Here is a 12711-nt window from a genome sequence, read left to right as displayed (position 1 = left end):
ACGGGGCGCCCGCTCACGTCGGCTGCGGGTAGTCCTCCAGCGCGCGGGTGATCCACCCGATCCAGAAGTTCTCCAGGTCGATGCCGCCCCGCAGCACCAGGTGCCGCAGCCGGTCCCCGGGCGTGTCCCGCTCCGGCGGGAAGTCCCGGATCTCGATCGCCCGGTACTCCGCGAGCTGCCGCCGGTGCAGTTCCAGATGGCGGCGCAGCTCCGCGTCGAGGCCGGGCGCCCCGACGACGGCCGCCGCCCGCATCCGCAGCAGCAGCGGATCGCGGACCTGCTTGGGGTCCTCCTGCCGGGCGACCCACGCGGACAGCGCCTCGCGGCCCGCCGGCAGCACCTCGTACTCCTTCTTCTGCCCCCGCGCCGGCTGGGCGGGCTCCAGCGCCCTGATCTGCCCGGCCTGCTCCAGCTTGCCCAGCTCGCGGTAGATCTGCTGGTGCGTGGCCGACCAGAAGTAACCGATCGACCGGTCGAACCTGCGGGTCAGTTCGAGTCCCGACGACGGCTTCTCCATCAGGGCGGTGAGGATCGCGTGCGGCAGTGACATGGGGTGCATCCTAGGGACGGCCGGGGGCGACCCGGCCGTCCGGTTCAGAGGGCGGCGGCGAGTTCCGTGCCCTGCCGGATCGCGCGCTTGGCGTCCAGCTCGGCCGCGACGTCGGCGCCGCCGATCAGGTGCGCTTCGCGCCCGGCGGCGAGCAGCTCCTCGTACAGGTCCCGGCGCGGGTCCTGTCCGGCGCACAGCACGATCGTGTCCACCGGCAGTACGTGCCGCTCCTCGCCCACCGTGATGTGCAGGCCCTCGTCGTCGATCCGGTCGTACGTGACGCCCGCCGTCATCGAGACCCCGCGGTGGCGGAGTTCGGTGCGGTGGATCCAGCCGGTCGTCTTGCCGAGGCCCGCGCCGACCTTGCTCGTCTTGCGCTGGAGCAGATGTACGGTGCGCGCGGTCCTCGGGCGCTCCGGGGCCGCGAGGCCGCCGCGCTCGCGGTAGCCGGTGTCGACGCCCCACTGCCGGAAGAACACCTCCGGGTCGAGGCTCGCCTCCTCGCCGCCGTCCGTCAGGAACTCCGCCACGTCGAAGCCGATACCGCCCGCCCCGACGAGCGCGACCCGGTCGCCCACCGGCGCGCCGTGGCGCAGCACGTCGAGGTAGCTGACGACGCTCGGGTGGTCGACGCCGGGGATGGCGGGGGTGCGGGGCGTGACCCCGGTGGCCAGCACGACCTCGTCGTAGCCGTCGAGATCCCCGGCGCCGACCGGGGTGCCGAGGCGCAGGGCGACCTTCTCCTCCGCGAGCCGGGTGCGGAAGTAGCGCAGCGTCTCGTCGAACTCCTCCTTGCCGGGCACCCGGCGGGCCACGTTCAGCTGCCCGCCGATCTCCTCGGCCGCGTCGAAGAGCGTCACCTCGTGGCCGCGCTCGGCGGCCGTGACCGCGCAGGCGAGCCCGGCCGGACCGGCGCCGACGACGGCGACGCGCTTGCGGGTGCGGGTGGGCGACAGGACGAGTCCCGTCTCGTGGCAGGCGCGCGGATTGACCAGGCAGGAGGTGACCTTGCCGCTGAAGATGTGGTCCAGGCACGCCTGGTTGCAGCCGATGCAGGTGTTGATCGCGTCCGCGCGGCCCGCCGCCGCCTTCGCGACGAAGTCCGGGTCGGCGAGGAACGGCCGGGCCATCGACACCATGTCCGCACGGCCCGAGGCGAGGACCTGCTCGGCCACCTCGGGGGTGTTGATCCGGTTGCTCGTCACCAGCGGTACGGAGACCGCCCCGCGCACCTTCTCGGTGACCCAGGTGAACGCGGCCCGGGGCACCGACGTGGCGATGGTGGGGATGCGGGCCTCGTGCCAGCCGATGCCGGTGTTGATGATCGTCGCCCCGGCCGCCTCGATCTCCCGGGCCAGGTGCACGACCTCCTCCAGGGAGGAGCCGCCCGGCACCAGGTCCAGCATCGACAGCCGGTAGATGATGATGAAGTCGTCGCCGACGCGCTCGCGGACCCGGCGCACGATCTCGACGGGGAAGCGGATGCGGTTCTCGTACGAGCCGCCCCAGCGGTCCTCGCGGTGGTTGGTCGCCGAGGCGATGAACTCGTTGATCAGATAGCCCTCGGAGCCCATGATCTCGACGCCGTCGTACCCCGCGCTCCGGGCCAGTGCCGCCGCCGTCGCGAAGTCCTCGATCGTCGCCTCGACCTCGTCGTCCGTCAGCGCGTGCGGGGTGAACGCGCTGATCGGGGCCTGGAGCGGGCTCGGCGCCACCAGGTCCGGGTGGTGCGCGTACCGGCCGAAATGCAGGATTTGCATGGCGATCCGGCCGCCCGCCTCGTGCACCGCCGAGGTCACCCGGGCGTGCTCGGCCGCCTCCGCCTCGGTGGTCATCTTCGCCCCACCTGGGAACGAGCAGCCGCGCGCGTTTGGCGCGATGCCGCCGGTGACCATGAGGCCGACGCCGCCCTGGGCGCGCTCCGCGTAGAAGGCGGCCATGCGCTCGAAGCCGTTCTCGACCTCCTCGAGGCCGACGTGCATCGACCCCATCAGGACCCTGTTCGGCAGGGTGGTGAACCCGAGGTCGAGCGGGCTCAGAAGGTGCGGATACGGGCTCATGCGGCGGCTCCTCGGTGTGGCGTCGCCCCAGTTCTAGACCACCGCCGCGCCATTGTGCAACAAGTTGCACAATGGCGTACGTCGCACTGTGTCACGGCTCACGCCCCTGAGCCGGGTCACTCGGATGGCGCAACACCGCAGTCCCGCACCCGGCGGGACGCGGAGAGTGGTGACGTACGGAATCGAGGGGCCCGCGTCGTCCGGGCGGGGCCCGGAACGACCCACCGGAGACCCCCATGGGCTGCGTCAACCGTCACGACCTCGGTCTGCTCGTCCTGCGCGCCGGCACCGGCGCGGTGCTCGCCGCGCACGGAGCGCAGAAGCTCCTCGGCTGGTTCGGCGGCGGGGGGATCGAAGGGACCACCGCCGCGATGGAGGCGATGGGCTTCCATCCGCCGAAGCACAGCGCGCTCGCCGCCGGGCTCGGCGAGGCGGGCGGCGGCGTGCTCCTCGCCCTGGGCCTGGCCACCCCGGCCGCCGGGGCCGCGGCGGCCGGTGCGATGGCGGGCGCGGTGGCCGTCCACGCCCCCGCGGGCTTCTTCGCGCAGGGCGGCGGCTACGAATACCCGGCGTTCCTCGGCTTCACCGCCGCCGCGATCGGCCTGACCGGCCCCGGCCGCTACTCCGTCGACCACGCGACGGGCCATGTGTTCGACCAGCCGTGGATGGTCGCCCTGGCCTTCGCGGGCAGCGCGGCGGCGGCCGCGGCGGTGGTCGGCAAGCGGGCCCGGGCGCGGATGCCGGAGCCGGAGGAGTTCTGAGGGGGCGCCGGGGCCCGGCGGCCGGGCGGGCTCCGGCCGCCGGGCATGGACTGGGCCCCGGGCGTACGTTTCCCGCCCGGCCCGCCCTGCGGGCGGACGGCGCTACTTTCGAAACACGCCCTAGCGGCGCCCCTTAGACGCCGCGACCAGCTCCGGGACCGTGCCGAACTTCACCCTGGGGCGTCCGCCGTCCCGGCCCCGCGCCCGCTCGGCCCGGTCGATCGCGGCGAGACCGCGGGCGTCGACCACCTGGCGGGCGCGGCCCCGGACCAGGCGGCCGAACGCCCTGGCCGGGTGGGCCGGTGAGGGCAGCGCACCGGCGACCGCGTCCGCCAGCAGCGTGCCCACCGTCTCGGCGGCGCAGGTGCGGTTGGCGCCGATGCCCCCGGAGGGCCCCCGCTTGATCCAGCCGACCACATACGTGCCGGCCAGACCGGCCACCCGGCCGCCCTCGTGCGGCACCGTGCCGCTCGCCTCGTCGAAGGGCAGCCCGGGAACCGCGAGCCCCCGATAGCCGATGGCCCGCAGGAACAGCTGCGCCGGTATCGCGGACTCGCCCCCGGCCGCCGTGACCCGGACGCCCTCCACGTCGTCCCGGCCGGTGATCTCCACGGGCGCCGAGTGGAAACGGAGCACGATGCGCCGCCCCTCCGCCGGCGGGCGCGCCCAGTCCACGGACTCCCGGCGCACGCCCCGCAGCACGGCGGCCGCGCTCCCGGACGCCGCGCCCTCGATCGCGGGGCCGATGCGCGGATCGTGGTCGTCCACCACCAGCTCCACACCCGGAAGATGCTTGAGCGCGAGCAGCTCGGACGCCGTGCAGGCGGCGTCCTCCGGACCGCGCCGCCCGAGCAGGACGACCTCGCGGACCCCGGAGCCGCGCAGGGCGGCCAGCGCGTGGTCGGCGATGTCGGTGCCCGCGAGCCCCGCCGGGTCCGCGACGAGGATGCGCGCCACGTCCAGCGCCACGTTGCCGTTCCCCGCGACGACCACCCGCTCGGCCCGCGACAGGTCCACCGCGTCCGGCGCCACCTCCGGATGCGCGTTGTACCAGGAGACGAACGAGGTCGCCGCGATGCTCGACGGCAGGTCCTCGCCCGGGACGGCGAGCCGGCGGTCGGCGCCCGCCCCGACCGCGTAGACCACCGCGTCATGGTGCGCCGACAGCTCCTCGGCGGAGATGTGCGTACCGACCTCGACCCCGAGGTGCATCCGCACCCTGGGGTGGGCGTGGAACCGTGCGAAGGTCTCGCCGACCCCCTTCGTCCCCGGGTGGTCCGGCGCGACGCCGTACCGGACGAGCCCGCCGGCCACTGGGAGCCGGTCGATCAGGGTCACCTCGGCGTTGGTGTGCAGCAGCAGGTCCTCGGCCGCGTACATCCCGGCGGGCCCGGTGCCGACGACCGCGACCCGGATCGGCGCGAAGTCGGACGGCAGGCTCCGCGTGAACGAAGGGGCGCCCCAGGCATGGAAGTTGGGCCCGGCGGCGGGCTCCGGCTCCCGGTCCGCGTAGTAGGCCGCGTTGATGGCGGCGTACTCCTCGCGCGCCCCGGAGAGGCTGTCCACCGGGAAGATCGCGTCCACCGGGCAGGCGTCGGCGCACGCGCCGCAGTCGATGCAGGTCTGCGGGTCGACGTACAGCATCTCCGTACGGCCGAAGTCCGCTTCCTCCGGCGTCGGGTGGATGCAGTTGACGGGGCACACGGCGACACAGGTGGCGTCGTTGCAGCAGGTCTGGGTGATGGCGTAGGTCATGGCTCGGGCTCTCGGCTCGGGTCAGATCAGGTCGGCGCGCTTGTAGAAGAACAGGGCCGGCTTCGTCAGCAGACGCGCCGAGGCCAGGAACTCCATCAGCCCCGAACAGCTCGACCGCATCAGGGACTTGTGGTGCTCGTTGGTCTTCGCCTCGGCCCGCGCCCGGGCGGCGTCCAGGCCGGCGTTCGCGTAGACGTCCCGGTTCACCATGCTGGTGACGATGTAGTACGAGGCGATGGCGACGACGAGCGCGTTGAGGTGGCGGCGCACCGGGCCCGCGTCGCGCAGGCGCTTGCGGGTCTCGTCGCGGGCGAACTTCATGTGGCGGGACTCCTCCACCACATGGATGTTGTTGATCGTGCGGACGAACGGCGCGACGCGCTCGTCGCGCATCCAGTCGCGCTGCATCACGTCGAGCACCTCCTCCGCCACGAGGATCGCCGCGTACGCCGCCTCGCCGAAGGCCAGGGTCTTGAAGGCGCGGCCCAGTTCGAGCACCGGGCGGCGCGGCCGGTACGCCGGAGCGCCCAGCTTCGCCGCGCCCCGGGCGAACATGATCGAGTGCCGGCACTCGTCGGCGACCTCGGTCAGCGCCCACTGGAAGCGCGGGTCGGTCGGGTCCTTGGCATACATGTCGCGCAGCACCATCTGCTGGAGGATCATCTCGAACCAGATGCCGGTGCTGGCGACCGAAGCGGCCTCCTGGCGCGTCAGCGCCTTGCGCTGAGCCTCCGTCAGCTCGCCCCAGTACGCGGTGGCGTAGAGCGTGCTCCACTCGGGGCTCGCCCCGTGGTGGTCGGTGTCCAGAGGGGTGTCCCAGTCCACCTCGGTGGCGGGGTCGTACGAGAGCTTCGCGGACGAATCGAGCAGGCGCCGGGCGACGTCCTGCTCGGCGGCCCGGTCCTGGTCCTCCGGCCGAACGGTGCTGCTTGCCATGCTGCGGCTCCTTGACTCGAGAGATCGACCCGGCGCCGTCCGGCCCTCATCGCGCAAGGCCCGATGAGATCGCCGGCCGTCGGACGCCGCCCTCGCTTGTTAGACGCGGCGTCTAGCAAGCTGTTAGACGGAAGGTATAGCAAGAGGCGCGCGCTCACTACCCCCGCGTAGGAAATTCGTACGTTCCCTCCACGGTGCGGCGGTGCGCGTGGCGTGGGCGCGAGTGCCGCGTCGGCGCGGCCCACGGTCGTGACGCCCCGGTTGAGCCCGTAACGTCCTGGTCTTGACGTGCCCAAATCAAGAAAGCGCCATCTTTTCGTGTTCACATCCTTGTACGGCGAGTCTGGCCGCCCCTATCCTCGCCATCCAGAAAGCGCTTTCCATCTCTCTTCGACGAATGGGAACGAACATGAGGCGACCAGTCGCACTGAGACTTTCTGCGGCGCTGTCCACGATGGCCCTGGCGGCCGCGGCCGGAGCGGTGCTCACGATGCCCGAGGCATCCGCCGCCGTCGCGGGCGGCGCCACCGGCTACGCGAGCCAGAACGGCGGCACCACCGGCGGCGCGGGCGGGCAGACCGTACGGGCCACCACCGGGACCCAGATCCACCAGGCCCTGTGCGGCCGGGCCAGCAGCAGCACGCCGATCACCATCGAGGTCGAGGGCACCATCAACCACGCCAACACCGCCAAGGTGTCCGGCGACAGCTGCAACACGGCGGCCGGTGTCATCGAGCTCAAGCAGATCAGCAACGTCACCATCGTCGGCGTCGGCAGCGGGGCCGTCTTCGATCAACTGGGCATCCACATACGCCAGTCCAGCAACATCATCATCCAGAACGTGACCGTCAAGAACGTCAAGAAGTCCGGCTCGCCCACCTCCAACGGCGGCGACGCCATCGGCATGGAGAGCGACGTCCGCAACGTCTGGGTCGACCACGCGACCCTGGAGGCGTCCGGCGGCGAGGACGACGGCTTCGACGGCCTCTTCGACATGAAGGACAACACCCAGTACGTGACGCTGTCCTACAGCACCCTGCGCAACTCCGGCCGGGGCGGCCTCATCGGGTCCAGCGAGACCCAGCTCGACAACGGCTACGTCACGTTCCACCACAACCTGTACGAGAACGTCGACTCCCGCACACCGCTGCTGCGCGGCGGGACCGCCCACATCTACAACAACTACTACGTGAAGCTGAACAAGTCCGGGATCAACTCCCGGGCCGGCGCCCACGCCAAGGTGGACAACAACTACTTCAAGGACTCCAAGGACGTCCTCGGCACCTTCTACACCGACACCACCGGATACTGGCAGGTCAGCGGCAACACCTTCGACAACGTCACCTGGTCCGAGCCCGGCGAGGAGAACCACCCCGCCGGACCGAACCCGCAGTCCAACACCACGGTGAGCATCCCCTACGCCTACACCCTCGACGCCTCCTCCTGCGTGCCCGCCATCGTGACCGGCACCGCGGGTGCCAACAAGGGCCTCAAGGTCTCCGACGGCAACTGCTCCACGACGAACCCCACCGACCCGACGGATCCGACGGACCCCACCGACCCGACCGATCCCACGGACCCGACCGACCCGACCACACCTACCGGCACCAACCTCAGCCTCGGCGCAGGCGCCGACGGCTCCAGCAAGGCGAGCGGAACCAGCTACGGCAACGTGCGCGACGGTGACCTGAACACCTACTGGTCCCCGGCCGGCTCGACCGGCTCCGTCTCCGTCAAGTGGGGCTCCGCCACCACGGTCTCCGCCGTCACCATCCGCGAGGCCGCGGGCGCCCAGGGGGTGACCGGCTCCTGGCGGCTGCTGAACGCCGACACCGGCGCGGTCCTCAAGACCGGCAGCGGCGCCGGCACGATCACCGTCCCGGCCACCTCGCTGCGCAAGATCACCTTCGAGATCACCTCGGCCGGTGGCACACCGAGGATCGCCGAGTTCGAGACGTACGCGGAATAGCGGCCCCTCCCGCACAGCGGGCCGGTCCGGGGAAGCCTCACCCCCCGGACCGGCCCTCGCACACATGAGTACCGCCCGGCGGGCAAACCGCACCGTATGAAAAGGACACCGCACCCCGGCACCGACAGGGAAGAACAGCACCACGGCGGCGACGGACCCGCGCCGGACGTGGGACCCGGTGAGGAAGTGGAGGAGCGGGCCCCCGACGAGCCGACCCAGCTGAGCGGCCGGTCCTGGCTCGCCGTGCTGCGCGCGACCGCTCGGGAGTTCAAGGACGACGAACTCGCCGACCGGGCCGCCGCACTCACGTACTACGGAGTCCTGTCGCTGTTCCCCGCGCTGCTGGTGCTGGTGTCCCTGCTGGGCATCGCGGGGGAGTCCGCCACCCGGCGGGTCCTCGACAACCTGCGGCAACTGGCGCCCGGCTCCGCCCGCGACGTCCTCACCGACGCCGTGCGCCAGCTCCAGGGCAACGCCGGCGTCGGCTCGGTCATGGCGATCGTGGGCCTGGCCGTCGCCGTCTGGTCGGCCTCCGGCTACATCGCCGCGTTCATCCGCACCTCGAACGCCGTCTACGACCTGCCCGAGGGCCGGCCGGTCTGGAAGATCCTGCCCCTGCGCCTCGCGCTCACCGTCACGCTGATGGTCCTCGCCTGCGCCAGCGCGCTCATCGTCGTCTTCTCGGGCGCCGTCGCCCGGCAGGCGGGCACCGCCCTCGGCATCGGCGACACCGCGCTGACCGTGTGGTCCATCGCCAAATGGCCGGTTCTGGTCCTCCTGGTCATCCTCATGATCGCGCTGCTGTACTGGGCCGCCCCGAACGCCAAGGGCCGCGGCTTCCGGTGGATCACCCCCGGCAGCCTCCTGGCGATGCTCATCTGGCTGGCCGCCTCCGCCGGCTTCGCGTTCTACGTCGCGAACTTCGCCTCGTACAGCAAGACCTACGGCACACTCGCGGGCGTCGTCGTGTTCCTCGTATGGCTGTGGATCACCAACCTCGCGATCCTGCTCGGCCTGGAATTCGACGCCGAGATGGCCCGCCGGCGCGCCATCGCCGGCGGACTGCCCGAGGACGAGGAGCCGTACGTGCGGCCCCGCGACACCCGCGCCTGGAGCGAGGAGGACCGCCGCCGGCTGGCGGAATGACCCAGGGGTGTCCCGCCGATCACCGGGTACGTGTGCCGGGACCGACCCACGCGCCGCTGCGCCGGACGGATGGGCGCGGACCGCGATTCGCACGATCGAGGAAGGCAAGGTGACCTCGTATGAGCACCATGGAGCGTCAGGCCCACGGCACCGACGAGTCGGTGAACGTGCTGGTCTCGCGTGCCTCGCAGCAGATCTCGGAGCTGGTCCGGGAGGAGATGCAGCTCGCCCGGGTGGAAATGACCGAGAAGGGCAAGCGGTACGGCAAGGGCGGCGGCCTCTTCGGCGCCGCCGGCCTGCTGGGCTTCCTGACGGCCCAGGCCCTGGTCGCGACGTGCATCGTCGCCCTCGCACTGGTGCTGCCGGTGTGGGCGGCGGCGCTCGTCGTCACGGCGGTACTGGCGGCCGCGGCCGCCGTCGCCGCCCTGGCGGGGAAGCGGCAGATCACCGAGGCCGGGACGCCCGCACCCGAGCAGACCATCGACAGCGTCAAGGCCGATGTGGCAGAGATCAAGGAAAAGGCACACCGATGAGCGACACACACCGGACCGACAACGAGAACCCCACCCCGAGGACCTGCGCAGGCAGGTCGAGCAAACCCGTGACGAACTCGGGATGACCGTCGAGGCGCTGGCCGCCAAGGCCGACATCAAGGCGCAGGCGAAGGAGAGGACGGCCGCTGTGAAGCAGCAGACCGCGGAGAAGGCAGCCCTGGCCACCGGCCAGGTGCGCGACAAGGCGGCCCAGGTCGCCCAGAAGCTGAGGGAGCGCACCCCCGACCCCGTCCTGGAGAAGACCGCCCAGGCCGCCGCCCAGGTACGCGAGAGCGCGGCGAAGGCCGGGCAGTACGCGGCGGACAAGGCGCCCGAACCGCTGCGCGAGACCGCCGGCCAGGCTGCCACCGCGGCCCGCGCCAACCGCACCCCGCTGCTCGCGGCCGGTGCCCTGATCGCCGCCGTCCTCCTGGTCCGCCGCAGCCGGGGCCACCGCCGGTGAACGCGGCCAAGATCGCCTACAAGCCGGTCGGGCTCGTGCTCGGCGCCGCCGGCGGCATGCTCGCGGGCATGGCGTTCAAGCAGGTGTGGAAGGTCATCGAGGGCGAGGGCGACGCCCCCGACGCCATGGACGAGGACCGCCGCTGGAAGGAGATCCTGCTCGCCGCGGCCGTCCAGGGCGCGATCTTCGCCGTGGTCAAGGCGGCGATAGAGCGTTCCGGCGCGGTGACCGCCCGCCGCCTCACCGGCAGCTGGCCGGGCTGACGCCGCGCAGTGGAGACGGAGGGGGCCGGCACCCGGTGACGGGAGCCGGCCCCCTCCGCGTACCAGGACCTGCTGGCGGGCGCACGCCGGCCGTGGGCGGGCGAACTCGGCGGTCATCGGGGAACGTGGATCACATGACTCCTTCCCAGACCCCGGACCCCGACCCGGAACCCCGCGAGACCCCAGGACTGGAACCCGGCGGCGGCGTGCCGCCCGGGGAGACCCCGCCCGCCGAGAGCGGACTGTCGGGTACGGGGCCCGAGGACATCACGTACAACCCGCCGAAGGGCTGGGCGAAGGCCCCGATGGCGCTGATCATCGGCGTGACACTGCTCATCGCGGCGTTCTTCCTCGTGTACGCGATCATCCTGCTGCTCTGACGCGCGGAGGGGCGACCCGAACGGCCGAACCCGTCAGAGGCGGGCAGGCCGTGCCCGCGCGCCCGCCCGGGCGGCCCGCACTGCCGGGTGCCCCAACCTCGCATAGCTTGAGGAAAAGGCGCATACGTACACGTTCCGAAGGAGTCGACGCCCGTGACGGACGTATCGAACAGGGGCCCCGCAGCCGGTGACGAGCGCGAGACGCTCACCAACCGGCAGGGCCATCCCGTCTACGACAACCAGAACCAGCGCACCGTCGGCGCCCGGGGCCCGGCCACGCTGGAGAACTACCAGTTCCTGGAGAAGATCAGCCACTTCGACCGCGAGCGGATCCCCGAGCGCGTCGTGCACGCCCGGGGCGTGACCGCCTACGGGTACTTCGAGGCGTACGGTGCCTTCGGCGACGAGCCCATCGCCCGCTTCACCCGCGCCAAGCTCTTCCAGGAGCGCGGCAGGCGCACGGACGTCGCGGTGCGCTTCTCGACCGTGATCGGTGGCCGTGACTCCTCCGAGGCGGCGCGCGACCCGCGCGGTTTCGCGGTGAAGTTCTACACCGAGGACGGCAACTGGGACCTCGTCGGCAACAACCTGGGGGTCTTCTTCATCCGGGACGCGATCAAGTTCCCCGATGTGATCCACGCGCTCAAGCCGGACCCCGTCACGTTCGAGCAGCAGCCCCGGCGCATCTTCGACTTCATGTCGCAGACGCCCGAGTCCATGCACATGCTGGTGAACCTGTTCAGCCCGCGCGGCATCCCGGCGGACTACCGCCATATGCAGGGCTTCGGCGTCAATACGTACAAGTGGGTCAACGAGTCCGGTGAGTCCTTCCTGGTGAAGTACCACTGGATGCCGAAGGCGGGCGTGCGCAGCATGACCGAGGAGGACGCGGCCAACGTACAGGCCGACAGCCTCGGCCACGCCACGAAGGACCTGTACGAGGCGGTGGGGCGCGGGGCCCACCCGGAGTGGGAACTGCTCGTCCAGCTGATGGACGACCACGACCACCCGGAGCTGGACTTCGACCCGCTGGACGACACGAAGACCTGGCCCGAGCAGGACTTCCCGCCCAGGGCGGTGGGCCGGATGGTCCTCGACCGGATGCCGGAGAACTACTTCGCGGAGAACGACCAGATCTCCTTCGGCACCGGGGTGCTGGTGGACGGGCTCGACTTCTCCGACGACAAGATGCTGGTGGGCCGCACCTTCTCGTACAGCGACACCCAGCGCTACCGCGTCGGCCCCAACTACCTGCAACTGCCGGTCAACCAGGCCAAGAACGCCACCGTGCGCACCAACCAGCGCGACGGCCTGATGACGTACCACGTCGATGGCGGCGGCGGGAATCCGATCGTCAACTACGAGCCGTCCATCACGGGCGGTCTGCGCGAGGCGCACTACCCCACGCACGACGAGGTGGGCCCCGAGGTGCGCGGCCGGCTCACCCGCAAGCGCATCCCCCGGACCAACGACTACCTCCAGGCCGGTCAGCGCTACCTCCTGATGGAGCAGTGGGAGCGGGACGACCTTGTGCACAACCTCGTCAACCTGCTCTCGCAGTGCGACCGGCCGGTCCAGGAGCGGATGGTCTGGCACTTCCTGCTCGTGGAGAACGAACTGGGCCTCAAGATCGGCGAAGGGCTCCGCATCACCCCCTCGGACGTCAAGGGCCTGGAGCCGCTGCCCGGCCAGAACCTCACCGACGAGGACCGGGAGCGCCTCTCCCGTCTCGGCGACAACCCGCCGCGCGACGTCACCGGCCTGACGATGACCCACTGCGTCCCCGACGAACGCCACGTCGTCACCCGCTGACTCCACCGGCCCTTCCGCGCCGTCTCGAAATATTTCGAGACGGCGCGGAAGTGTGTCGGCGGAAGGTGTGAATGTGAGCGCTT

12 protein-coding genes are annotated in these 12711 nt (G+C 71.6%); 8 read left to right on the top strand and 4 right to left on the bottom strand.

Features of this window, described 5'->3' with window-relative positions; genetic code table 11:
• Nucleotides 1-13 precede the first annotated feature (13 nt).
• Nucleotides 14-550, bottom strand: coding sequence for a PadR family transcriptional regulator (locus NEH16_RS02935; protein ID WP_265538923.1), 537 nt, complete (start codon nt 548-550; stop codon nt 14-16).
• A 44-nt stretch (nt 551-594) separates the two neighbouring features.
• Nucleotides 595-2610: an NADPH-dependent 2,4-dienoyl-CoA reductase gene (locus NEH16_RS02930; RefSeq protein ID WP_265538922.1), complete on the bottom strand. Its 2016-nt coding sequence runs from the start codon at nt 2608-2610 to the stop codon at nt 595-597.
• A gap of 236 nt (nt 2611-2846) precedes the next feature.
• Here NEH16_RS02930 and NEH16_RS02925 point away from each other — a divergent pair, with 236 nt between their 5' ends.
• A complete protein-coding gene (locus NEH16_RS02925; RefSeq protein ID WP_073967326.1) occupies nt 2847-3371 on the top strand; it encodes a DoxX family protein in 525 nt (174 codons plus the stop codon).
• Between the two features lie 120 nt (nt 3372-3491).
• Here NEH16_RS02925 and NEH16_RS02920 read toward each other — a convergent pair whose 3' ends face one another.
• Both NEH16_RS02920 and NEH16_RS02915 read right to left on the bottom strand, forming a co-directional pair.
• Nucleotides 3492-5126: an FAD-dependent oxidoreductase gene (locus NEH16_RS02920; protein WP_265538921.1), complete on the bottom strand. Its 1635-nt coding sequence runs from the start codon at nt 5124-5126 to the stop codon at nt 3492-3494.
• 21 nt (nt 5127-5147) lie between these two features.
• Entirely contained in the window at nt 5148-6062 is a 915-nt protein-coding gene (locus tag NEH16_RS02915) for an AurF N-oxygenase family protein (RefSeq protein WP_265538920.1), read from the bottom strand.
• A 409-nt stretch (nt 6063-6471) separates the two neighbouring features.
• On the opposite strand from NEH16_RS02915, the gene NEH16_RS02910 reads away from it, so the two are divergent.
• From NEH16_RS02910 to NEH16_RS02880, 7 genes are all read left to right on the top strand, one after another.
• Nucleotides 6472-8031, top strand: coding sequence for a pectate lyase family protein (locus NEH16_RS02910; protein WP_265538919.1), 1560 nt, complete (start codon nt 6472-6474; stop codon nt 8029-8031).
• A gap of 96 nt (nt 8032-8127) precedes the next feature.
• Entirely contained in the window at nt 8128-9177 is a 1050-nt protein-coding gene (locus NEH16_RS02905; RefSeq protein WP_073967322.1) for a YihY/virulence factor BrkB family protein, read from the top strand.
• 119 nt (nt 9178-9296) lie between these two features.
• Nucleotides 9297-9710, top strand: a complete 414-nt coding sequence (locus NEH16_RS02900; protein ID WP_073967321.1) for a phage holin family protein — start codon at nt 9297-9299, stop codon at nt 9708-9710.
• A complete protein-coding gene (locus NEH16_RS02895) occupies nt 9676-10173 on the top strand; it encodes a DUF3618 domain-containing protein (protein WP_265538918.1) in 498 nt (165 codons plus the stop codon). Before NEH16_RS02900 ends, NEH16_RS02895 begins: the two co-directional genes overlap by 35 nt.
• On the top strand, nt 10170-10436 hold the full coding sequence (locus NEH16_RS02890) for a DUF4235 domain-containing protein (protein ID WP_073967319.1): 267 nt from the start codon (nt 10170-10172) through the stop codon (nt 10434-10436). Before NEH16_RS02895 ends, NEH16_RS02890 begins: the two co-directional genes overlap by 4 nt.
• A gap of 134 nt (nt 10437-10570) precedes the next feature.
• Nucleotides 10571-10816, top strand: coding sequence for a DUF6480 family protein (locus NEH16_RS02885; protein ID WP_073967318.1), 246 nt, complete (start codon nt 10571-10573; stop codon nt 10814-10816).
• Between the two features lie 153 nt (nt 10817-10969).
• On the top strand, nt 10970-12628 hold the full coding sequence (locus NEH16_RS02880; protein WP_265538917.1) for a catalase: 1659 nt from the start codon (nt 10970-10972) through the stop codon (nt 12626-12628).
• The last annotated feature ends 83 nt before the right edge of the window (nt 12629-12711 follow it).

Source organism: Streptomyces drozdowiczii (genome assembly GCF_026167665.1).
GTDB lineage: Bacteria > Actinomycetota > Actinomycetes > Streptomycetales > Streptomycetaceae > Streptomyces > Streptomyces drozdowiczii_A.
This window is presented reverse-complemented; position numbering and strand designations above follow the sequence as displayed.

Excerpts from the sequence above, each read along its gene's own strand:
- NEH16_RS02935 (WP_265538923.1), bottom strand. The coding sequence starts at position 550 with ATGTCACTGCCGCACGCGATCCTCACCGCCCTGATGGAGAAGCCGTCG.
- NEH16_RS02930 (WP_265538922.1), bottom strand. The coding sequence starts at position 2,610 with ATGAGCCCGTATCCGCACCTTCTGAGCCCGCTCGACCTCGGGTTCACC.
- NEH16_RS02925 (WP_073967326.1), top strand. The coding sequence starts at position 2,847 with ATGGGCTGCGTCAACCGTCACGACCTCGGTCTGCTCGTCCTGCGCGCC.
- NEH16_RS02920 (WP_265538921.1), bottom strand. The coding sequence starts at position 5,126 with ATGACCTACGCCATCACCCAGACCTGCTGCAACGACGCCACCTGTGTC.
- NEH16_RS02915 (WP_265538920.1), bottom strand. The coding sequence starts at position 6,062 with ATGGCAAGCAGCACCGTTCGGCCGGAGGACCAGGACCGGGCCGCCGAG.
- NEH16_RS02910 (WP_265538919.1), top strand. The coding sequence starts at position 6,472 with ATGAGGCGACCAGTCGCACTGAGACTTTCTGCGGCGCTGTCCACGATG.
- NEH16_RS02905 (WP_073967322.1), top strand. The coding sequence starts at position 8,128 with ATGAAAAGGACACCGCACCCCGGCACCGACAGGGAAGAACAGCACCAC.
- NEH16_RS02900 (WP_073967321.1), top strand. The coding sequence starts at position 9,297 with ATGAGCACCATGGAGCGTCAGGCCCACGGCACCGACGAGTCGGTGAAC.
- NEH16_RS02895 (WP_265538918.1), top strand. The coding sequence starts at position 9,676 with ATGTGGCAGAGATCAAGGAAAAGGCACACCGATGAGCGACACACACCG.
- NEH16_RS02885 (WP_073967318.1), top strand. The coding sequence starts at position 10,571 with ATGACTCCTTCCCAGACCCCGGACCCCGACCCGGAACCCCGCGAGACC.